The sequence below is a fragment of the Frankia sp. AiPa1 genome, from assembly GCF_023243075.1.
Lineage (GTDB): Bacteria > Actinomycetota > Actinomycetes > Frankiales > Frankiaceae > Frankia.
In genome coordinates this window covers 90,847-112,775 of sequence record NZ_JALKFZ020000140.1, presented here as the reverse complement: position 1 = coordinate 112,775, position 21,929 = coordinate 90,847, and the positions used below count along the sequence as shown (strand labels likewise).

Annotated in this window: 15 protein-coding genes and 1 riboswitch; of the genes, 10 read left to right on the top strand and 5 right to left on the bottom strand. The window is 71.0% G+C overall.

The window, feature by feature from the left end; all coding sequences use genetic code 11:
- Positions 1 to 2 precede the first annotated feature (2 nt).
- From MXD95_RS28540 to MXD95_RS14885, 5 genes are read left to right on the top strand one after another with little or no spacing between them, the layout of a single operon-like run.
- Positions 3 to 1,136 (top strand): hypothetical protein, encoded by a 1,134-nt coding sequence (locus MXD95_RS28540; RefSeq protein WP_250641219.1) that lies wholly within the window; start codon positions 3 to 5, stop codon positions 1,134 to 1,136.
- A 7-nt stretch (positions 1,137 to 1,143) separates the two neighbouring features.
- Positions 1,144 to 2,637, top strand: a complete 1,494-nt coding sequence (locus tag MXD95_RS14900; protein ID WP_250641218.1) for a hypothetical protein — start codon at positions 1,144 to 1,146, stop codon at positions 2,635 to 2,637.
- A complete protein-coding gene (locus MXD95_RS14895; protein ID WP_250641217.1) occupies positions 2,634 to 5,645 on the top strand; it encodes a hypothetical protein in 3,012 nt (1,003 codons plus the stop codon). Before MXD95_RS14900 ends, MXD95_RS14895 begins: the two co-directional genes overlap by 4 nt.
- Positions 5,645 to 7,399 (top strand): chromosomal replication initiator protein DnaA, encoded by a 1,755-nt coding sequence (locus tag MXD95_RS14890; RefSeq protein WP_250641216.1) that lies wholly within the window; start codon positions 5,645 to 5,647, stop codon positions 7,397 to 7,399. Before MXD95_RS14895 ends, MXD95_RS14890 begins: the two co-directional genes overlap by 1 nt.
- A gap of 3 nt (positions 7,400 to 7,402) precedes the next feature.
- Complete coding sequence (locus MXD95_RS14885) at positions 7,403 to 9,757, top strand: hypothetical protein (protein WP_250641215.1); 2,355 nt, start codon at positions 7,403 to 7,405, stop codon at positions 9,755 to 9,757.
- A gap of 19 nt (positions 9,758 to 9,776) precedes the next feature.
- Here MXD95_RS14885 and MXD95_RS14880 read toward each other — a convergent pair whose 3' ends face one another.
- On the bottom strand, positions 9,777 to 11,969 hold the full coding sequence (locus tag MXD95_RS14880; protein WP_250641214.1) for a DUF4407 domain-containing protein: 2,193 nt from the start codon (positions 11,967 to 11,969) through the stop codon (positions 9,777 to 9,779).
- A 560-nt stretch (positions 11,970 to 12,529) separates the two neighbouring features.
- On the opposite strand from MXD95_RS14880, the gene MXD95_RS14875 reads away from it, so the two are divergent.
- A complete protein-coding gene (locus tag MXD95_RS14875; protein WP_250641213.1) occupies positions 12,530 to 13,177 on the top strand; it encodes an MOSC domain-containing protein in 648 nt (215 codons plus the stop codon).
- Between the two features lie 18 nt (positions 13,178 to 13,195).
- Here the strand turns inward: MXD95_RS14875 and MXD95_RS14870 are convergent, their stop codons facing one another.
- Positions 13,196 to 13,423, bottom strand: a complete 228-nt coding sequence (locus tag MXD95_RS14870; RefSeq protein ID WP_251078379.1) for an Lrp/AsnC ligand binding domain-containing protein — start codon at positions 13,421 to 13,423, stop codon at positions 13,196 to 13,198.
- A gap of 616 nt (positions 13,424 to 14,039) precedes the next feature.
- Positions 14,040 to 14,237: riboswitch (cobalamin riboswitch) on the top strand.
- On the opposite strand from MXD95_RS14870, the gene MXD95_RS14865 reads away from it, so the two are divergent.
- Complete coding sequence (locus tag MXD95_RS14865; protein WP_250641212.1) at positions 14,225 to 14,437, top strand: CbtB domain-containing protein; 213 nt, start codon at positions 14,225 to 14,227, stop codon at positions 14,435 to 14,437. Its footprint overlaps the riboswitch before it by 13 nt.
- 15 nt (positions 14,438 to 14,452) lie before the next feature.
- Positions 14,453 to 15,361, top strand: a complete 909-nt coding sequence (locus tag MXD95_RS14860; RefSeq protein WP_250641211.1) for a CbtA family protein — start codon at positions 14,453 to 14,455, stop codon at positions 15,359 to 15,361.
- A 315-nt stretch (positions 15,362 to 15,676) separates the two neighbouring features.
- Here MXD95_RS14860 and MXD95_RS14855 read toward each other — a convergent pair whose 3' ends face one another.
- Together MXD95_RS14855 and MXD95_RS14850 are read right to left on the bottom strand one after the other, a co-directional pair.
- Entirely contained in the window at positions 15,677 to 16,699 is a 1,023-nt protein-coding gene (locus MXD95_RS14855) for an SDR family NAD(P)-dependent oxidoreductase (RefSeq protein WP_250641210.1), read from the bottom strand.
- 67 nt (positions 16,700 to 16,766) lie between these two features.
- Positions 16,767 to 17,201 (bottom strand): nitroreductase/quinone reductase family protein, encoded by a 435-nt coding sequence (locus MXD95_RS14850; protein WP_250641209.1) that lies wholly within the window; start codon positions 17,199 to 17,201, stop codon positions 16,767 to 16,769.
- A 410-nt stretch (positions 17,202 to 17,611) separates the two neighbouring features.
- Here MXD95_RS14850 and MXD95_RS14845 point away from each other — a divergent pair, with 410 nt between their 5' ends.
- Both MXD95_RS14845 and MXD95_RS14840 read left to right on the top strand, forming a co-directional pair.
- The gene (locus MXD95_RS14845; protein WP_285223640.1) at positions 17,612 to 18,871 is read left to right on the top strand and encodes a type III polyketide synthase; all 1,260 of its coding nucleotides are present in this window, start codon (positions 17,612 to 17,614) and stop codon (positions 18,869 to 18,871) included.
- Positions 18,780 to 20,072, top strand: a complete 1,293-nt coding sequence (locus MXD95_RS14840) for a cytochrome P450 (RefSeq protein ID WP_250641208.1) — start codon at positions 18,780 to 18,782, stop codon at positions 20,070 to 20,072. The genes MXD95_RS14845 and MXD95_RS14840 overlap by 92 nt, the downstream gene beginning before the upstream one ends.
- Before the next feature lie 127 nt (positions 20,073 to 20,199).
- On the opposite strand, the gene MXD95_RS14835 is transcribed toward MXD95_RS14840, so the two are convergent.
- On the bottom strand, positions 20,200 to 21,765 hold the full coding sequence (locus MXD95_RS14835; RefSeq protein WP_250641207.1) for an MFS transporter: 1,566 nt from the start codon (positions 21,763 to 21,765) through the stop codon (positions 20,200 to 20,202).
- Positions 21,766 to 21,929: the final 164 nt, after the last annotated feature.

Below are 21,929 nucleotides of genomic sequence, written 5' to 3'. Positions count from 1 at the left end.
CCGTGACCGTGACCGACACCGCGGGAAAGCAGAAGGTCACCTGCGTGATCTGTCTGGAGGAGTTCGACTGGAACGGCCGTGAGGCCTACCGTCGCGACGACAACGGCCCCCCGTCCCACGTCACTCTGCCGCCCCGGACCAGCGCGCGGTGGGCGCCGGAGATCCAGGGCGCGGTCCTGCGCTGCCCGAACGAGATCAACCGCGTGCCGCACTACTTCCCGGTGGACTTCGTCCTGCACGAACGACCGATCGTGATCGGTTTCGTCGGGGCTTCCCGGGCCGGCAAGACCTGCCTGCTGGCCGCGATGTCCGGCGAGATCGACCGGCAGCGGCTCGGCCCGCGCGGCCTGCGCACCATGCCGGTGAACCTGACCGAGCACAACACCTACCGGTCCAACGTGGTCGACCCGTTCTTCGAGAAGGGCATCGCCCCCCCGCACACCCGCAACGCCGCGCTGGTCTCCTACGCGGACGCGGTGCTGCTGACCACGGGCGCCGGGCTCACGTTCCCGCTGGTCTTCTTCGACGCCGCCGGCGAGCAGCTGCTGGGCCTGCAGAAACACGCGATGGCGTTGCGCTTTCTGCACCGGGTCGACGGTCTGATCTTCGTGGTCGACCCGACGAAGATCGGCGGCGAGGACAGCCGGGACGGCGTCGAGGACGACGAGTTGTCGGACGCCACCACCCTGGACGACCCGACCTACAGCGCCACCGTCGCCGGGCTGCGTTTCCGGGACAAGAAGGATGGCCGCCTGCTCATCCCGGCCGCGCTGGCGATCACCAAGTCGGACCGGCTGCGTTTCACCCCGCCGGTCGACCGCTGGCTGAGCCGTCCGGTGCCCAGTGCCGTCGACCGCTTCCTGTTCCGCCAGGAGAGCCAGGATGCCTACGCGTTCCTGCACCAACGTCGGGCCACCGCCTGGCTCGCGCCGGTGGACCAGTTCCAGTGGTGCACGCTGCACTTCGTCTCGGCCAGCGGGTCGTCCGCCGTCAGGTCCGGCCCCGCCGGTCCCGGCGAGGAGGCGCCCCCGGGCAGGTTTGTTCGGCCGGCGCGCCCGCGCCGGGTCCTGGAACCGCTCGTGGCCCTCCTGGCCATGATCGGGGAGCGCGACGTGCAGTACGTACGGGGGGGCTGACGGTCCGATGGACGGCAATGACCCGCGGTGGGTCCACCAGGCGATCATGCTGTACGACACGCGGACCAACGGTTTCCGCGCGGTCGTCAGCACTCTGCCGGAGACCGACAGCGCGCTGGCCAGCCCTGCGCTGACGTCGCTCGCCGATGCTCCCTACCGGCATCAGGACGCGGAGTCGAAATCCACCCTGTGCTTCGCCGACGCCCCGGACGGCCGCGGGATGGTGATCCGCCGCTTCTACGACGCGAGTTCCGGGCGACCCGCCTCCGCCGCCCACGTCCTCATCGGCCACAAACCCAAGGTCGGCGCCGGCCTCGCCCTCGGCCTGTTCGCTGGCTGGCCAGGCTGGTGGAACGGCGGACCGCCCCCAGAACTGCACGTCCTCGACCGCCAGCACCTCGTCGACGAGGCCGAAGGCCATCTCAACCTCGAACGCAACCGCGACCGACTCGGCGGCGCCCGAGCAATCGAACACGAGGAAGAACTCACCCGCCTCATCGTCGCCCTCATCGAGGCCCGCGACCGACCACTCGCGGTCACCCCCCACCGCTCCCACCCCGTCCACCTGCTCATCGCCGCCCGCGAAATACTCCGCGAATGGGTCAGCCCCGACTGGACCTTCTCCACCGGAGACCCCGAACAAAACGGCGGCATCCACATCACCTTCATGCTCCCCGAAGGCCGCATCCACTCCGAGAACCACGTCAACCTCGCCACCTACCCGGCAGAGGCACCCCACCTCATCACCGCCGCCAACCTCGTGCGCGCCTACACCAACTCGCACGACGCCGCCGCCTGGTCACAACTCCTCAGAGACGCCGGCATCACCAGCCGCGAAAGCCTCCTCACCTGGGCACAGGGCTTCACCCCCACCAGCGACGAAGCCACCATCACACGCAGACTCGGCGAAGAACACAACAAGGTTCTGAACCAGGAACGCGAAAACGCCCGCACCATCCTCGACCTGAAACAGCGAGAGCTCGACGAAATACTCGACGAACGCGAGACGCTGGAAAACCAGATCGACACGCTGACCGATGAACGCGATGATCAGGCCATGCGCGCGCGGCGGCTCGAGGCTCAGCTCAAGGAACGCGTGGATACACAGACCCAGCTCGCACAGCAAAACGAGGACCTGCGAGTCAAGCTCGAGGCCGCCGCGCGCCGAATGGCGCAGTCACCCGTCCGGCCCCCACAGGAGACGACCGATCGCTGGCCAGCCGGCCAGCCTCAGCTCGCACCGCTGCCCGGGGGAAATCCGGGCGCCGGAGAATCCCCCGGCACTCCCGCCCGTGGTCTCCCGACACGGGTCCCGGGTGGGGCGGCCGAGACCGGCCCGACCCGGATACCCACGCCCGTCGCCGCGCAGCGGCGTGGCCAGGGCATCGAAGCCACGCCGGAAGAGCTCGCCGCGCGTTGGCGGCGCGACATGTGGGTCCTCGGCGCCGTGGTCGGCGTTTTCGTCCTGCTCTTCCTTGTCAGCCTCGGTGGGCACGCGTGACTCCACAGCCCCCGAACGCCCCCGGGGCCGTATCCGCTCCTGACGTGGGCAGCGGCGGCTGGGTACCCCGACCGGAGCGGCCCCTTGCGGCCGACGACGTCCCCATCGATGTCTGGTCCACCCTGCGAGACCCTTGGACCTGGGCACGCACCGGTCTGCTGGCGTACCTGCCGACGCTGACCGCCTGGATTCTCGTCGTCGGGCTACGCCACCACCGGCCCGACCTGAGCGTTCCCAGCCCGCTTCCCGTGGCACTGATCATTGGGCTCGCCGGATGGATCACGCTGCAGGGCGTCGTCGTCGTCGCGGACCGTCCGTCAGCCCGGCGACCTCGGTCGTTCGGCCCGCTGGCCCGGCTGGCGGTGCCGCTGGTCGGCGCCGTCTACCTACTCGTCGCCTTCGGCGTGCTGGTGCGGCTGCGTATGTCGGGCCTGCCGGGAAGCACCCGGTTCCCGCTTGTCGGGCTCGCCGTGTCACTCGGTCTTGGCAGTGCGGGGCTGCTCGCCCTCGCCGTGCTGGTGCGGACCATGCCGCGCGGGCGGCTCATCGGGGCCACCGCGCGTCGGCGGGAGACCCTTGATCCGCTCGGGATCATGCTCGTCGGAGCCCTCCCGGCGGTCGCCCTCGTCTGCACGATCAACCACTTCGGCGGCTCCACGTTCGTGCTGGGCACAGAACGGATCCAGCCCGCCGCGCTGCTCCCGGCACTGGCTGTCGCCGCCGTCGCCCTGCTCATCACGCTGTGGAGGCGGTGGTACGCCCACCACAGCCCGACCGACGTCGCCGCGTACCTGACGACGTGCTCCATCGTCATCAGCATCGCGCTGGTCGCCGCCCTCGGGCCTGGCCAACCGGCGCAGGCCCTGGCCGCCGCGGTCGGCATGGCCTGGCTCATCGCCTCGAGCACCGGCAGACGCTGGATCCCGGCGCTCGGCCTGGTCGCGGTCCTCGCGGTGTATGCGGTGTACGCGTGGGTCAACGGGAACATCGTCCACAATCCCTATCGGCCCGAGGGACAGCCTTCCGGATACGCCGCCCATGCGCTGGCGCGCGCCGGAGCCGCCGGCAGCGGACCAGGACAGGGTCTGGTCGAGTCCTACGCATCCGGCAGGGCGCCGGGCCATTACGCGCTGAACGTGGTCGCCGAGGAACTCGGCACAGCCGGTATCCTGCTGGTCCTGGCCACCGTGGTTCTGACCGGCCTTTTCCTCACGCGGCTCGCGGCCCGCTGCGGGTGTGGGGAACTCGGCGCCTGGGCACAGGGCCTGGCTGCCGCGACCCTGGTCACGCTCGCGATTCCCACGCTCCCGCTGGTCTGGCCGGACTACGACGTCGACGTGGCACTGCCGGGCATCGCCCCCGACGGGGTCGGTCTCATCGCCCTGCTGTGGACCGTCGGCGCGCTGCTCGGCGCGGCCAGCCGGGTAGCCGAGACCCGCGCGCCCGCCATTAGGCGGCCCACCACTGCGCCGGCCGATTCCTTCGGCGGACACCTGCGGGCCATCCTCGCGGGACCAGCACGGACTCCGCTGATCGCGGGACTGTGCATCATAGCCATGGCGGCGGCCGTTGTGGTGTCCGCCGATCACGCCGCCCACGACCGCAATCTTTTCGACAAGGACGACAGGCATGCCGTCGAGGTGGCCAACCAGGTGCGTCCCGCTCGGGTCCTGACCAGTACGACCGTCGGCCTCGACGGCGCCACCCAGGAAGTAATCAAGAAACTGACGTCTGCCACGGACGCCAGAACGATCGCCGCGACGCGACGCTGCCCAGCGATAGCCTCAGGCAGTGTCCCTGGCGCCGGCCTGGGGCCAGGCTGCCCGCCCTCCCACCTGGTGTACACCCTCGCCGCCGCCGCCCAGAACGCCGCGGACCACGCCCTGCGAACTCTCCCGGCAGGCACGAACGGGGTGGTCGTCGCGCTCGACGCCAGCGACGGCCGGCTCCTCACCCTCGCCACCAGCCCCACCACGCCAGCCACGGAGACGCCAGTCGCGCAGCCCACCTGGTGGACCCCCCAGCCGGTCGGCATGTCCCTGGTCCGGGAACTCCTCGGCCGAAGCCCCGCCCTCGGTTCTGCCCTGCTCGCCGACCTGCGCCGCAACACACTGCTCCACAGCGGCGACAAACTGCCGAAGGACCTCACCGCGGACCAGGAGCGGATCGCTCAGGCCATCCACGAGCCTCTGTCCGGCGACCACGGACTCCACGATCTCCTGACCGCCGTCGACAACATCATCAAAGACCAGTTCAAGGACTGCGTCACCATCGATCAACCCGGCAGCGGCACCATGAAACTCGCCGACGGCGACAAGTGCCCCCTACCACAGCTGGTCAGTTTCATCCTGCCCACCAACGACGAGGGCCAGCCCGAAGCCAGCACGCCCACCACCGGGCATCCCGCCGTCCGGTCACTGGTCGACAACTGGGATCTTTCCAGGACCGCCGGCGCCGCGCTGCGCGCCGAAGGCCTGGGCACCTACACCGCACAGGCCTCCGGACAGCAGAGCAGCTCCGACACAGCCTGCACCGGAGGAACCGCGTGTCTGCGGATCAGCCCGATCCAGCTCGCCACCACCTTCGCCGCGCTCCTCACCCAGAACAAATCCGGCACCGCGGCCGCGCCGATACCCTTTCTCATCGGTGCTCAGAACAGCTCAGCGGCTCAGGCACCGCACGGCGCGTCCCCCTGGCCCGCGGCGAACAGCGACCAGGGCAAAACAGGCCAGAACGGAACGGAAGGGAGTGATCTCGCGGGCGTGCTGAAGACCGCCGGCATGTCCAGGTCGCTGCCCCAGTTCTGGAACGGCATCAACCAGGCCATCGACGTCCAGGCCGACGGCGGCGGGAGTTGGTCCATACGGACGGCCCCGAAAAGCGACGGGCACGACCCGTTCGTCATCGTCGCCTACACCGCACCCGGCACACCCGCTTCGGGGGCCCCAACCCCAGCATCGGACCTCGCCACCGCGGTGAACAGAGCGCTGTATGGGACGGGGGGCTGATGACCGAGCCTGCTGGGCCCGCCGGGGCTCCCGGGCCGGACGTGCCGATGCGGCCGGCCCGGCGGCGGGGCGGCGACAGCCGGATGGCCAGCCGAATCGGGCTGTGGGGCGCGCAGACCAGTGGGAAGACCACGATGCTCGCCGCCCTGCACGCCGCCATGACCCAGCAGAGCGGCGAGGACGAGAAACAGGACTGGATCCTGTTCGCCGGGAACACGAGGACCTCGGACTTCCTGGCCAAGGCGCGCAGTGACATCGCCCGCCGGGAGTTCCCGGCCGCCAATCTCTACGAGGCTCGCGATCTCTCGCTGCGCATGATGCGGCCACGGCGCTCCGGCCTGCTGCGACGGCTGACGCGCCGTCCCCCGCTCCGAACCGAGTTCGAGCTCACCCTGATGGACGTCAGCGGTCAGATGTACAACCCGACCGTGCTGGGCGACAATCCCGACCTCTATGCGGACGAGTCGGAGGCCGGGGACGCCGTCGAGAAACTCGTCGACCATCTTGCCCGGGCCGATGGCCTGGTCTACCTGTTCGACCCGGTGCGTGAGCTGGACAACCAGGATTCCTATCAGTACCTGGAGACAATGCTCGAGCGGGTGCTGCAACGTGCCGACGAGCTCGGCCGGATGCCCGACGGGAAGCTGCCGCATTACCTCGCGGTCTGCATCAGCAAGCTCGACGACCGGCGGGTGTTCCACCGGGCCTACGACGGCGGGTTCGTCTCCGCCGGCGACGACGACGCGATGATGCCGGTCGTCACCAGCGAGGACGCCGCCGACTTCTTCCAGTACCTGTGCTCGCGGGAGACGATGGGCCGCCACGCCGGCAGCGGCCCGAAGGTACGCGGCAGCATCGAACGGCACTTCCATCCGGGCCGGGTGCGGTACTTCGCCAGCTCGTCGATCGGGTTCTACGTCGGACGTACCGGGATGTTCCGCGTCCAGGACTTCGAGAACGTCGAAAAGGTCGATGGCCGCACCCGTATCCGGGGCGACGTCCGTCCTACCGGTGTGCTCGAGCCAGTCCTCTGGCTGGTCGAGTCGATCCGGTCCGACCCGCCGCCAGCCGCCGAGGCCATCACGTCCGACGGGCCGTCGGCGCAGCCGGGACCGCAGGACGAGGACCAGGCCGGGCCCGCCAGCCGCCGCACGGCGCTCCGCTCGCCGCGGACTCCCCGCCGCAGCGAGGACGAGGCGTTCGCCCCCGCCGACTACGGCCCGCCCCCGCTCTGGCACCGCGACGACGACGTCACCACCACCGGCCCACTCCCCCTCCCCTCTCCCGCTCCGGGCCTGGATCCGGACGCGTTCCCGGCCGACCCCTCGGACGGCGGCTTCCGGCTCGACCCCGTCCGTCCCCATAGCAGCCCGCCGTATGCCAGCTCGCCCAACGTCGGCGACCGCCACTCCGACGATCGCGACGGCGACGGGACCGACGGCTACCGCAGCGAGCCGGTCCGCCTGCAGAAGTTCGAGATCGGTGACGTGCGGACCCATGCCCAGCCCGATGCGCGGACCAGCACCTGGCCGGACGCAGCCCCGCCGGGTCAGACCTCCGCGGACGAGATCTGGCCGGACGAGGCGTCGCCGGGCGGTTTCCGAGTCGAGGGCAGCCAGCCCGACGGGTATCGGCCTGGCTGGTTCCTCGACAACGGTGATGGCGACGGTTACGGCGGCGGTCATAGTAGTGGCGGCGACGGCAGTGGCGGCGGCGGTGATTTCGGTGGCCGTGACGACGGCCGCGGAGTGTAAGGAGTGACGACGCGGATCGAGGCCGACTGGGCGATCTACAGCAAGACCGCGGGCAGTGCCGATGACTACCGGGTGCTGCGCGCGGGTGGCGCCTACTTCAGCCGCGACGACTATGACGCGATCCTGCGCCGGTTCGTCCCGGGCACTCCGCCCACCCCGTCCCAGCAGTCCGACCCGGCCGCCCTGCCCTGGGTCACGATCAGCTACGCCCCCCTTCCTCCCAGTACCGCGTCCGCGGCGGGGAGCGGCAGCGTGCTGGGAATCGCGCTGTGCACCTGGACGAACCGCAGCGACGCCGCCGGCCGGCCGGTCTCCGCGACCACCTACCTCTGCGCACCGTTCGCGCGTCTCGCCGCCGTCCCCGTGAGCTATCAGAGCCTGTACCGGACGGTGCGCGACGACGCGACGTTGGCCGCCGCGCTCACGCCGCAGCCGCGTGGCATCCAGCGTGGCGGGCCGGTGCCGCTGCTGGAGGCCGATCACGGCGGCGCGCGTCCAGCAGAGCCCCGACCGGGTGGGGCATCTCCGCCCGCGCTCCCGCCGACAGCGGCATCCGCTCCGCGACGGCCGCCGGGCGGGTCGCTGTCCCTGGAGTTCTCGCCCGGATTCGACGCCGAGGCGATCGCCCGGCGCCTGGACGCCGCTGAGCTCAACGCCGACGGGGGCGTCTTCCGGCAGGCGGCCGCCGTCGCCGCCTTGCTGCTGTGCCAGCCGGTGGCACTGCTCGGGCCGGCGTCGTCGGACCCGCAGACGAGACTTCGCCACCGGTTGTGGTTCCTCGACACGGTGGCCGCGCTGCTGCCGTACGGCCAGCGTTCCCGGCTGGTCGCGAGCACCTGGGCGGATTCCGGCAGCACACATCGGATCCGGCTCGCCTTCACCAATCGGGCTCGGCCAGGCGATGCCGCGGTGCACCTCGGCGGCCCGCGCCGGGGCTTCCGGCTACCGCCGCTGCCCCACGGTGCCGCCGAGTACTTCGCGCTGCTCCTCGAGTTGCGGGAGCGCCGGAAAATACCCGCGGCGGAGATCATCCGGCATCTCGCCGAGGCGCCCTACCGGCCAGGACATCACCTCGGCGACCCGGAGCACGCGCTGCTGAGTCTGGCTGACCTGCCCGGTCCGAGGTTCTTCACCACTCGCCTGCTCGTCGCGGCGCCCAGTGGCCCGGCGTCCAACCCGGCCGCGGCGTCGGTAGCCGCCGGCTCTGCCGACCTTGCCGCGGCGCCCTTCGGTACCGCACCCGTGCGGCTGTCCCGTGCCACACCGGCCGTGACGTCCACGTCCCGTGCTGTGACGGGCGGCGCGGTGACGGTCGGCGGCGCGGCGGCGGGCGGCGCGGGCGAGCGGAGCCTGATCACCCGTGAGCTGGTCTCGGACACCGTGGCGCTGATCCGGGCCCAGCGGGTCCGCCGCCGGCTGCTGTCGGGTCCGTCGAGCGCCCTGGCCGACGATGCGGTGCTCGGACAGCTGGCCGCGCACCCCGGCGGGCCCGCCGTCGCCCTGGAGCTTGTCCGGCGCGCCGTCGAGGACGACCTGCGCCTCGAAGCGGGCGGACGCGGGCCGGTCGTGGCCGGCACGATCGAGGCTGCCCCCCACACGGCAGGCTGGCTTGGCTGGCTGACCAGCGCGCCCTCACTGGGCGAGACGCTACGTCCGTTCACCGGACTGCTGGCCCGGCGGCACGATGCGGTGGACTTCGACGAGCTCGCCGCCAGGGGCCAGGATCTGTGGCAGGACAGCCGCTACTCGCTGGCGGCGGTCCGGCTCGCCCGGCTCACCGGGCAGGGCCGGGCGCTGGCCGAGCCACTGTGGACCTGGCTCACCACCGCGGCCGTCACCCCCCGCGCGCTCTCACCGGCCGAGAAGGCCGGCTGGGCCGAGGAGCTGCACCGGGCCTCCGGCGGCGACGGGGAGGGGGAGGCCCGGCTCGACTTCGCCTGCCTGCTGCTCGACGCAGAGCCGGTGGAGCCGCTGCGGGACCGGATGACCACCTCCTACCGGCGCGCCTATCGCTCGGCGATGTTCGGCGCCTACCACCTCATGGTGGACAGATATGGCCGGGGCATCCGCGCGGTCCGTCTCGCCGGCCTGGTGATGGACGGCCTCGCGGCCTCGCTGGAGCGCACCGGATGGCCGTACGACCCGGTGGCCAAGAACCTCATCCTCGAGCTGCTGACCTGGATGGTCGAGTCCGTGCACTGGATTCCGCCGAGACTGCGGATCGTCATGAACGTGTTCGTCAGCGAGCGGGGCGCCTCCGGCGGCTACCGCCACGGGGTCGACGACAAGTGGCTCCAGGCCTGGCCGGCCATGCTCACGACCTACGTCGACGGGCCGACCACCCGCCGCACCTATTAGCCCGGATCCAGCCTGTCTGTCACCACAGGTCGCTGCCGGGTTCCTCACCGGGCGGCGGTATGAGCACGGTCTCGTCCACCGCGCCGTCCCTGGCGGCGCCGTGCACCGTGTCGTCCTCGGCGGCGCCGTACACCGCGCTGCCGCTCGCGTGGCTGCTGTTCGCGCGGCCGCCATACGCGGAGCCGCCGTACGAGGGGCCGTCCTGCGTCCCGCCGCCGTGTGCGTCGCCACCGTGCGCCGTGGCGCCGTTGACCGCGGCGGCGGGCTCGGCGTGACCGTTCGCCGCCACACCGCCCGCATAGGCCCGGGACCCGTCGGTAGGCTCGCCCACCGCTGGCCCGCGCCCGACCGGCTGTTCGAACAGCGGGTCGGAGGGCGACCGGGAGGGGATCACAGTGGCCTCGTCCGCGTCCTGCCAGGTTGGATCCGAGAAGCCCAGCACACTCGAGGCACTCGACCGTTCGTACCGGCCTGGGGAATCCTGGTGGCGCGAGGGTTCCGCGTCCTGCGCCCGACGATCCGAGACAGTCGTGCCCTGGCCTGCGTCGCCCGACCGGCCCCGGCCATCCCGGTCCCGGTCCCGGTCCGGGACGACATCATGTCCGGAGGCGGTGCGTCGGCCGTTCACCAGGTCCCAGCTCGCCGTGTCGGCGCCCCGGCCGCTGGTGCTCCGGCCGGCGTCGACATCGCGACCGCTGGTGGGACGCTCCGGGCCCCGACGGGCCCGGCGCAGCTCGTCCCGACTGCGTCCAGTCGGCGGCCACGAGCGCTGCGGCGGGGCGCCGAGCACCTCGTCGACGCTGGCCGAACGCTGGTAGGCGGGCAGGACGTTCGGGGCGGGGACCTGCCGGGTGGTGCGGTAGTTCGGGTCCTGGTCGACCCGGTCGAACTCCTCGCGCTTCCAGCGGTCGAGGGTGCGCTCGGCGATCTCGACCTGATCCCGCACGGTGCGGCGGGCCAGCTCCTCGATGGCCTCGTCGCGCTCGTCCCGGGCGGCCTGCGCCTCGCGCAGCGTGTCCGTCTGGTAGATCGTCTGCTCGGCCCGCAGCCGGCGGCTGAACTGCCGGGAGATCGCCAGGTGCTCGCGTTCCTCCGCCTCCAGGCCCTCCTCGTATTTGTTCTTACGCCCAAGCAGCATGAACAGTTTGAACAGAATCGGCAGACAGTCGATCGCGGTGATGAATGCCAGCAGCGTGTAGTGCGTGGTGCGCATCGTCGCGTTGTGCTTGGTCAGGTCGCCGAGGGCCTGCATACGGATCAGCAGGCCGGTGTTCTCCGTGTTCGACGTGTCGAACGAGCGCCGCAGTCGGTCCCGCTTCACGAGCAGCGGAGCAAGCTCCTTCTGGTCAGCGGCGATCTGGTCCTTGGCGTCCTGCACGGCCTTTTGCTGCCGGGCGGGAAGAGCGTTCCCCGCGGTTGTCCGGGCCGCGGCCAGCTGGGTCTGCAGCGGCTGAACGAAGTTCTGGAAGTAGTCGTCCCGCTGCTGCTTGAGCTGCTGGGTTCGGAAACCGTCTCCCGGCCGGCCCGAGCCCACGCCGTCACCGCAGTTGGTGCTGCCGGACTCCTCGCAGTTGATCTGCTGCTGGAGCCGGTTGTAGGTCTTCATCGGGTCGACGTCCGGGCTCAGCTTCGCCACCAGCGAGCTCACCGCCGGGTCGTTCTCGACGGTCGCGCCACCCTTGGTGTTGACGAGCACCGTCTGCCTACCGATGTCGCCGCTGAGCCGGTTGATCTGGCTGACGATCGGATTCCTCGGGTCGTTCCAGCTCTCCTGCTGGCTGGTGGCCGCCGAGGCCTGGATCAGCGCGACCTGCTGCATGATCTCCGGCTGGAAGATGCGCAGCACGAACGGCGTGGAGACCACGAGGCCGATGAGGAAAGCCAGCGCCGCACGCGGCAACAGCATCCAGATGTTGGAACGGCCCGCGGTCGCCAGTAGCCACCGGTCGAATCCCATGATGGCGAGGCCCCAGAGCAGCCCGAGAACGGCGCACGCCGGGATCGGCAGGTTCAGGCCCATCCGCAGGGCAAAACCGCTGGAGATCGCCGCCATCGACGAGGTGATGAACACCGCGCTGCCGAGACCGACGTATTTCGGCCGGTCGGACGGAAACCGTTCGAGCACCCTCAGGTTCGCCGTGGACAGCCACAGCATGAACTGGCCCATGGTATGGAACGGCGCGCGCACGAAGCGGCCGACCGCACCTGACACTCTGCGCACTCCTGAGCCGATCCCCCGCATGGCCAACTCCCCAGCAGGCCGCGTCCCCCGTAGCGACTCCGCACCAGCAGGATACTCCCCGCCGGCGGGATCCAACCGCCGCGATTCCCATATCCACACCGCCCCACGACGGCCCGCGGCGGACTATCGACGCCACCCCTCACACCGACCTCACCCGACCCCACGGAACGTGGACAGGCACACGGGCTCCCTCCCGAGGCTCCCACCCTAAGCCGCTTCCCACCGGCGCCTGACCAGCACGTCCGCCCATCGGACCGTCCTTTCCCCCGGTAAACGCTCCACTTGGTGTCCACAGGACGATCCCCCCCGGCCGCGCACCCGTCACGCTCCCGCCGTGCCCACAACGAAGGGCTGCCCGTCGCTCGGCGTCAGCGCGAGACCGCCTGGGCCAGGGCGCAACCGGCAGCGGCAGCGGCGGCCGCGACGACCGCGACGACCACCACTCCGGGCGGCCGGTGGTACGTTCGCCGGAGGTGGGAGACCGTGATCCGCTCCGGGTTCTGGGACGGGTGGGCTGGCCGGTGGAACCTGTGGGACGTCTACTGACGGTCAACCTCGCCGTCGTCCGGGACGGCGCGTGGACGGGCGCCATGGGCCGCAGCGGCATCGACAAACGTCCGGTCAGCGGCCCGGTGCGGGCGGGGCCGGAGGGCCTCGGTGGCGACACCGTCGTCGACCGGCGGTTCCACGGCGGTGTCGACCGGGCCGGTTATGCCTTCGCGCACGAGGATTACGCCTGGTGGATGGAGACGCTTGGGCGGCGCATCATCCCGGGTAATTTCGGCGAGAATCTCACGACGGCGGAACTCGACGTCACCGGTGCCCGGATCGGCGAGCTGTGGGCGATCGGCTCGGCCGTGTTCGAGGTGTCGGCGCCGCGGGTGCCCTGCCGGGTATTCGCCGGGTTCTGGGATGTCCCCGATCTCATCGCCCGTTTCACCCAGCGGGCCGAGCCCGGCGCTTACCTGCGGGTCCGGACGCCGGGTGAGGTCACCGCCGGTGATGCGATCACGATCGTTCACCGACCGAATCACGACATCACCATCGGATCCGTGTTCCGTGCACTGACAACCGAGCCAGAGCGCCTGCCCGAGCTTGGCGCCGTCGCCGATGTTCTGCCCACGGACATCCGGCGCAGGGTCCGCCGCCGCCTCGCCCACCGGGTGCCAACTCCCTGAGGTCGGGCTACCGGTGGACTATTGGCGCTGCTTGAACTGGCGCATCACGGTGGCGGTCTCGATCCCGGTGATTCCCGGGACGGACGCGATCCGTCGCGTGAGATACCCGTAAAGATCCTCGGTGTCGCGGCAGATCACCGCGGCGACCAGGTTGCTGCCGCCGGTGGTGGCCGCGACGAACGCGACCTCGGGATGCCGGGCGAGGGCCGCTCCGGTGGCGTCCAGCGCGGCCGGCGTCACCGTCAACCAGAGCAGCGCGACCTGTGATAGCCGAGCCTGTCGAGGTCGATCTGCAGATCGAAGTACACCGCGCCACTGGCACGCAGGCGGGCGAGCCTGCGCCGCACGCTGGGCTCGGAGAGCCGGACGGACGCGCCCAGGCTGACATGTCCCCGTGTCCCGCCCGTCCGCAGGAGCCCGACGCATGGCTCCCGGGCGACTACGAGCCGGAATGGCCGACGGCGGCCCAGCTCGCCTGCCTTCACTCCAGACGATCAGAGTCACGTTCCGCGACGGAATTCCCAGCCCCGGACCGCGCCAAGATCCAAAGAGGTCGCCATGGGGGGATTCGTGTCCGATTTGCCCCCCACGGCGACCTAGATAGCGGGATCTTGCTCTTCCACCCAACGCGGAAGGTGACGCGTCCCGGCTCCGGGCACTCTCGCGGTGGGAGCCGGGTGACGGCAGGGCGGGCAGGGCCAGGCGGAACGCGCGAAAACGGGTGTTACGGGCGAAACAGGCGTGACGTGGGGGAATAAGCGTTACAGGCCGGAACGCGCGCCACCGGCTCGACAGTCGGAGCGGACGGACAGGCGGGAACGGGTGTAACGGGAGGGAGCGGGCTGTTCGTACCGTTCGGCGCGTTGACAACGATGTGGGCGGACCGCATACTGCGAACGCCTGTGTAAGGAAGCCGGTGGAAATCCGGCGCGGTCGCGCCACTGTGACCGGTCCGCCCGCCAGGCGTGGTGGGGGCCGGGAGCCAGACCCAAGCGCAGGTGAGTCCGTTCATTCGGGACGCACGATCCCCCAGGAGGTTTTCCCTTCATGACGACACCTGCCGCCGAGTCACGGCAGCGCGCGATCGCCCTCCCGCTGACCGCCCGCCACCTGGCGCTGGGTCTGACGGCGCTGCTCTCCCTGGCGCTGCTGTACTTCATCGGCGTCGACCAGGGCGCGACGTCGCTGTTCGGCTCGGACACGCACATCCACGAGTTCGTGCATGACGCGCGCCACTTCCTCGGCTTCCCCTGCCACTGAGCGGGGGCCGCCGCGATGGAACTTCGTCACATTTACCGCGGCCTTGGTGTGGGGCTGGTCGGCGGGCTGTTGGCGTTCGTGTTCGCCCGCATCTTCGCCGAGCCGTTCATCCAGGACGCGATCGACTACGAGAGCGGGCGCGACGCCGCTCAGGACGCACTCGGTCATGCCGCCGGTCTCGGGCACGGGCATGAGGGGGCGGAGGTGTTCAGCCGCTCGGTGCAGCGCAACATCGGCGTCGGGGTGGGCATGGCGGCTTTCGGGCTGGCCATCGGCGGGCTGTTCGTCGTCGTCTACCTGATCCTTTCCCGGCGGTACCCGCGGATCCGCCCGCGGGTGCTCGCCGCGCTGCTGGCCGGGGCCGGGTTCGTGAGCCTTTACCTGGTGCCGTTCGCCAAGTACCCGGCGAACCCGCCGGCGATCGGCCACGAGGAGACGATCGGGGACCGCAGTGCCCTGTACGTGACGATGGTCGCGGTGTCGGTGGTGTCGCTGACGCTCGCCGTGTTCGCTGGGCGCTGGCTGGCCGGCCGGGTCGGGGCGTGGAACGCGAGCCTGCTCGCCGCGGTGGTGTTTCTCGTGCTGGTCGGGGTGGCCATGGCGCTGCTGCCGCCGTTGGGGCATCTCGCGTCGAACAAGGCCGAGTACGGCACGTTCGCCACCGAGACCCCGCAACCGCTGCGGGACGCGAAGGGCGCGATCGTCTACCCGGGCTTCCCGGCCGACGTGCTGTTCCGATTCCGGTTCTACTCCGTCATCAGCCAGCTGATCATGTGGCTGACGATCGGGTTCGGTTTCGGCGCCCTTGCCGAACGCCTTGCCGTCGCCCCGGTCCGTGCCCGTGCCACGCGGCGTGGGTTGACCGAGGCAGCCACCGACCGTCCGTCGGCAACAGCGCCCGCGGCGCCTTCCGCCGCCGGCTGAGACGGGGATACGCCCGTCCGTTCGATCAGGGACGCGGGGCCGCCCATCCGGCCCCGCGTCCCTGATCGGTCTGTCCCGCCTGGTCTGTGACGTCGATGGCCGCGACCTCGCCGACCAGTGGCGGCTCGGCTCGTTCTCGCCGGTCAGACGGTTGTCAGGACACCGCCACCCCGACGCAGTTCGTCATCTTAAGTTAGGGTTACTTTATTTCTTCACGCCGCGCCTGGCAACCGGCTCGCCCGACCAGGCGAGCTGGTAGACGCATGCCAGCCGCGAGCCGACAGGCGTGCGCAGCAAGACCCTGAGGGCGCCTCGTCAGCCGAGCCGGTAGGTGACGCCGGTGATCCGCTCGGACTCGGCCCACAGGAGGCGCTGGCGGTCGCGGTGAAGGGCGGCCCGGCCTGCTCGCGCGGGCGCCGGCGTCCCCGTCGCGCCGAACAGTCCGTTCGGCCCATAGAACTCGCCACCGCGCACGGACGGATCCACCGCGGCCCGGATGGAGGCAAGCGCCCCGGCCTGCGCACCGTGGATGAGCCAGCCCATCACCGGCTGCATCCGATCCGCCATGAACGCCCGCATGACCGTGGGCAGGCCACGCCCCAGGCCGGTCCGGGCCACTCCCGGATGCGCCGCCACCGCGATGGTCGACGCGCCCGCCGCGTCCAGACGCCGCTGCAGTTCGAAGGCGAACATCAGCATCGCGAGTTTCGACGCCGGATACGGCAGCCGCCCGCCCGCGGAGCCGTTGGCGGCCGGCGAGATCACGCGAGGACGGTCCGACTGGCCGGCCGAGAAGGCGGGGACACGGGCCAGGTCGACGGGGCTGATCCGGCCGATGTGATGCGCGAGGCTGCTCACCATGACGACGCGCGAGTCCGTGGCGGCGAGCAGACGGTCGAGCAGCAGGCCGGTCAGGGCGAAATGCCCGAGGTAGTTGATGCCCAGCGTCGGGTCAAAACCGTCCTGGGTGGCGGCCGGATCCGGCCGCATCACCCCGGCATTGTTGATCAGCAGGTCAATCCGGGGATGCTCCGCCCGGATCCGCCCGGCCGCCGCGTACACCGACCCGAGCGAGGCCAGGTCCAGGTGCTGCACCCGCACATCGGCGGTGGACGGGCCGCCGGCCGCGGCGACCTCCGAGCGGATGTGGGCGGCGGCCGCCTCAGCCAGGGGCACATCACGACAGGCCAGAACGACGGTGGCGCCGTGCCCGGCGAGAACTCGCGCGGTCTCGAAACCGAGGCCGGAGTCGGCGCCGGTGATCACAACACGCCGTCCGCCCAGGTCGGGTACGTCTGCGGGACTCCAGCCCAGAACATCGCGGTCACGACCGCCCATGTGCCTGCCTCCCCTTCCCGCGCCCCCGCTGCCCCGCCACGCTCCGCTCCGCCCCCGCTCCGCCCCGCTACCCGGTCAGTTCGGGCTCGAGCAGGATGAGCGGGATCACCCGTTGCGTCTTCGTCTCATACCCGCGGTACCAGCGGTTGGCGACCACGGCGGGCCAGAGCCGGCCACGTTCGTCCGCGGTGGCGGGTCGGCCACGCATCGACCGCCACTGCTCACCCCTGGCCCGCACCTGGACCTGGGGGTTGGCGCAGATGTTGAGGAACCAATCGGGATCACGATCGTCACCGCCGCGGGAGGCCACGAGGACGATCGTGGACCCCTCCCGAAGCGGCGAGGTCAACCGCAGCGTGTGCGGACGTCCCGAGCGCCGACCGATGGTGATCACTTCCAGCACGGGCATGCCCGCGGCCCGCCAGCCCAGCCGGCCCCCCGTCAACCGGACGACGACGCCATGAGCCCGGTTCAGCACCTTGAACATTCGGTCTCTTGCCATCCTGCGCCCCTCCGCGTCCGCCGTTCAATCCACCCGTTGCCCGATCCACCCGCCGCCGAGCGATCCACCTGCGGCTCACCCGTTGCCGTGGGCCGATACTGCTCCATCCATCTGGCTACCCACCCGCGCGCACAGTGACCCCGTCGTTCACCGCAGCGCCGCCCGCCGCCGGGCGCGATGCTGGGGCACTTCCCACCCGGACATTCAATCGATCCTGCCGTCCACCACACGAAGTGGGTCCGGATTGTCGTGTTTCCGTCCCCCGAACGCGGGCCCCCGACATGGCGCCGACACAAAAAGCGACCTTGCGGATACTCGATGCAACAGGAGGGTAGGTATCCGGCACGGAGCACGGGAGCAGGCGTCACGACCAACGTGCCCGTCGACGCATTCGTCAGAAAGGCGCTCGGATGCCGATCCTCTGCCGCCCGTCCATCGCGGTGCCGGAGCATGTGATCTCCATGGCGCAGACCCTGGAACTGGCCCGCCGACTGCACGCCGACCATCCCCGACTCGATCTGGTCCTGCAGCTGATCGCGCACACCGGGGTGCGGGAGCGTCATCTCGTCCAGCCACTCGCGCAGACGCTGCGCCACCCGGGGTTCGAGGCCCGCAACGACGTCTACGCGCGGGAGGCACGCCGTCGGGTCCCCGCGGTGGTGCGCGGTGCGCTCGCCGCCGCGCGGATCGATGCCGCGAAGGTCGACGCGATCATCTTCGTGTCCTGCACCGGCTTCCTCATGCCGTCGATGACCGCCTGGATGATCAATAATCTGGGGTTCCGGTCCGACACCCGGCAGATCCCGATCGCCCAGCTCGGCTGCGCGGCCGGCGGGGCCGCGATCAACCGGGCGGCCGACTTCTGCACCGCCTACCCGGACGCGAACGTTCTGCTCGTCGCGTGCGAGTTCTGCTCGCTCTGCTATCAGCCGGACGACGTCGAGGTGGGAAACCTGCTGGCCAACGGGCTGTTCGGCGACGCGGTGGCCGCCGCGGTGGTGCGCGGGCGTGACGGCAGCGGCGTGTGCGGCATCGACCTTGAACGCAACAGCTCGTACCTGGTGCCGGGCACCGAGGAGTGGATCTCCTATGCGGTGCGGTCGACCGGCTTCCACTTCCAGCTCGACCGGCGCGTGCCGAGGACCATGTCGATGCTCGCCCCCGCGCTGCACACCCTGGCCCGAAGCCACGGCTGGGAGGCCGCCGACCTCGACTTCTACATCATCCACGCCGGCGGTCCGCGCATCCTCGACGACCTGCGCGACATCCTCGGCGTGGACGCCTCGGCCTTCCGCTACAGCCGGGCCACCCTCACCGACTACGGCAACATCGCGAGTGCCGTCGTGTTCGACGCGTTGCGCCGCATGTTCGACGACGACGTCCTCGAACCAGGCGCCCGCGGCATGATCGCCGGCTTCGGCCCGGGCATCACCGCCGAGACCAGCATCGGCAGCTGGACCCGCGGCCCCGCCCGGCTCGAAGCCCCCCACGGCAGCGCCCGGATCCCGGACTCCCAACGCACCGACCCGGGTAGCCGCCGCGGCCGCCCCGAGCAGTTCCGCGAGAAGGGACGCGCGCATGCACTCCGAGACCCGTGTGAGGCCGGACCGCGAGGCACCCTCCGGCGCGACGTCACCCGACGCGATGCCGTCGGACACGACGCCGTCTGACCCGCTGCCGCCCCCGGCGGTGCACTGCCCGTTCGACCAGGGTGACGCGCTCGAACCCGATCCGTTGCTGGAACGGCTGCGCGACGAACGTCCGATCACGCGGATCACGATGCAGTATGGCGTGGGCTGGGCCTGGCTGGTCACGCGATACGACGACGTCCGCCGGGTGGTGAGCGATCCGCGGTTCAGCCGGGCCGCGGGGGTGGGCCGTGACCTGCCACGCATGACGCCCGAACCGATCGCGCAACCCGACGCGATCAACCTTCTGGACCCGCCGGACCTCACCCGCCTGCGTCACCTGGCCGCGCAGGCGCTCACCGCGGGCCAGGTCGCCCGGATGACCCCGGCCATCCAGTCCATCGTGGACGGGCTGCTCGACGAGCTGGCCGCCGCGGGACCGCCGGCCGAGTTCACCCGGCAGTTCGCCGCCCGGCTGCCGCTGGACACGATCTGCGAACTCATGGCGATCGCCCCGCATGACCGGCCCCGCATCCGCCGCTGGGTCCTCGACATCATGTCCACCCGCAGCGGCGCGGACACGAGCCGCGCGGCCAAGGCAGCACTGCGCGCCCACTTCGACGAGCTCGCTGCCCGTCGCCGCCGTGACCCCGGCGAGGACCTGATCAGTCTGCTCGCCACCGCCCGCGACGGCGAGGACGCCCTCGATGACACGGAGCTCGCCATGATGGCGCAGGTGCTCACCGTGAGCGGCCACGACACCAGCACCTACCAGCTCAGCAACATCCTCTACACCCTGCTCACCCGTCCGGACGCGCTTGCCCGGGTGCGGGCCCGGCCCGAGCTGCTCGACCGGGCGCTCGAGGAACTGCTGCGTCAGATCCCCTTCCGCCGGGGCGTCGGCATCGCCCGGATCGCGCGGGCCGACGTGGAGCTCGGCGGGGTGACGATCCGCGCGGGCGAGGCCGTGCACGTCTCCTACCTGGCCGCGAACCGCGATCCGGAAGTGTTCGACCGGCCCGGTGAGCTCGACCTCGACCGTCCCCCCACCACGAACCTGACCTTCGGGCACGGCACCCACTTCTGCCTGGGCGCGAACCTGGCCCGAGCGATGCTGCGCCTCGCCGTCGCCAGTCTGCTGCACCGCCTGCCCGCGCTGCGCCTGGCCGTTCCCGCCGCCGAGATCCCCTGGCACACCGGTTCGATCTGGCGCTACCCCGAGCGCCTGCCTATAACCTGGTAGATCGGCTCTCCGCCGATACCCCCGGCTGCGCCTTCCCGCGCCACGAGCTCCCAACCGAGATGGGAAGTATCGGATGGGAGCAGCGCCCGGGACGGCCGAGTCCAGACCCAGCCAGACCCGGCCGAGATCATCCGGGCACCGGCACATCGGCCGGGTGCCTGCCTGGTGCGCCGGTCGTCCCCTCGGCTGCCCGTCCCGGCGTTCGGTCGGTCCGTGCGTCAGTGCCCGCCTCGGCCGTCGTCCGGCGGTCGGCCAGACCGGTCGGGCGCCGCCGTCCCGGACGGACGAGAAAAGCGACGACCAGAAGGGCGACGACGGCGGTGACCGCGGCGTTCACGCCGAGGGCCAGGTGCAGACCACCGAGCGTGGCCTCGGCCGACGAGTGGCCGCCGGCGTGTTGCAGCGCGACGGTGCGCGCGTTCGCGATCGCTGACATCACGGGGATACCGAGGGTCAGCGCGACCTGCTGCGTCATCGTGGTCAGACCTGTGGCCAGGCCCTGCTGCGCATCCGGGAGGCCGGAGGTGGCGGTGACCAGGTAGGCGACGATGCCGCAGGCGTGCCCGAAGAAGCCGACGACCGAGGCCAGCAGGACCAGCGTCAGCGAACCACGGCCGAGCCCGATGAACACCAGCGCCAGCGCGCACAACCCCTGCAGGATCAGACCAAGCACCAGCATCGGCCGGGAGGGAACAACCGCGAGGATCCGCGGGGACAGCATTCCGGCGGTGAAGGCAGCGGCCCCGGGGACCCCGAAGATCAGGCCCGTGGTGACCGCCGAGTAGCCGAGGACCTGCTGCAGGTAGAGCGTCAGAATGAACACGATCGAGCTGCCCAGCGCGAAGACGCCGAAACCGCCCGCGTTTCCCCATCCGACGTGGCGCAGCCGCATGACGTCCAGGGACGCCAGCGGATGTGGGCTGGTCCGCTCGATCCGCCAGAACGCCGCGAGCAGGACCAGGCCGAGACCGATCGCGATCCACACCAGCGGGTCCGTCCAGCCGTCCTCGCCGCCGCGGGAGACACCGAAGACGAACGCGACGAGACCCGCGGTGACACTCAGCGCACCCGGTACGTCCAGGCGCTGCCCCGGCGTCCCGCGGCCGGCCGGAATGGCCCGTGGCGCCAGCACGATGATCGCGACCGCCACGGGAACGTTCACCAGGAATGCCCAGCGCCAGCTCAGGTAGCCGGTGAGCAGGCCGCCGACCAGCGCGCCGACGGTGAACCCGGCCGGGAGCAGCGCACCGTTGAGGCTGAGCGCACGCTGGCGCACCGGCCCTTCCGGAAAGATGGTCACCAGCAGCGACAGCGCCGCCGGGACGGCGATCGCCGCGGCCAGGCCCTGCCCGACCCGGGCGACGAGCAGCTCCGCGGGAGACTGCGCGATCCCGCCGACCAGGGACGCGACGACCAGCAGGACGAGTCCGCCCAGGAACAGCCGTCGTCGACCGGCGAGGTCGGCGACCCGGGCGAACAGCAGGGTGAAACCGGCGGATGGCAGCGCGAACGCGGTCGCGATCCACTGCAGATCCCGGTCGCCGATCCCGACGCCCCGCCCGATCGAGGGCAGGGCCACATTCAGGATCGAAAAGTCGATCGCCAGCATGAACTGGCTGCCCAACAGCAGGACGAGCGCGAGCCGTTGCCGTGGGGTCATCCGGGTAGCGGAGGAGAAGGAGGATGCGGTCACGCGGAAAACATTCATCCCGTCAGGCCGCGCCAGCCACATCCCTGCGGATGCCATCCCTGCGGAGAGTGGTACTGACAGGGTCACCCTGACTGCGGTGGGAGAGCGTCCACCGCGGGGACAATGCCTCCAAGGACGGAGCCACCACTGACGGAGCCTCCACTCGC

What these genes read in the sequence shown, in the direction of transcription:
- MXD95_RS14850 (WP_250641209.1), bottom strand. Translation starts at nt 17,201, where the DNA reads ATGGCAAGAGACCGAATGTTCAAGGTGCTGAACCGGGCTCATGGCGTC.
- MXD95_RS14890 (WP_250641216.1), top strand. Translation starts at nt 5,645, where the DNA reads ATGACCGAGCCTGCTGGGCCCGCCGGGGCTCCCGGGCCGGACGTGCCG.
- MXD95_RS14860 (WP_250641211.1), top strand. Translation starts at nt 14,453, where the DNA reads ATGGAACTTCGTCACATTTACCGCGGCCTTGGTGTGGGGCTGGTCGGC.
- MXD95_RS14840 (WP_250641208.1), top strand. Translation starts at nt 18,780, where the DNA reads ATGCACTCCGAGACCCGTGTGAGGCCGGACCGCGAGGCACCCTCCGGC.
- MXD95_RS14900 (WP_250641218.1), top strand. Translation starts at nt 1,144, where the DNA reads ATGGACGGCAATGACCCGCGGTGGGTCCACCAGGCGATCATGCTGTAC.
- MXD95_RS14855 (WP_250641210.1), bottom strand. Translation starts at nt 16,699, where the DNA reads ATGGGCGGTCGTGACCGCGATGTTCTGGGCTGGAGTCCCGCAGACGTA.
- MXD95_RS14865 (WP_250641212.1), top strand. Translation starts at nt 14,225, where the DNA reads ATGACGACACCTGCCGCCGAGTCACGGCAGCGCGCGATCGCCCTCCCG.
- MXD95_RS14845 (WP_285223640.1), top strand. Translation starts at nt 17,612, where the DNA reads ATGCCGATCCTCTGCCGCCCGTCCATCGCGGTGCCGGAGCATGTGATC.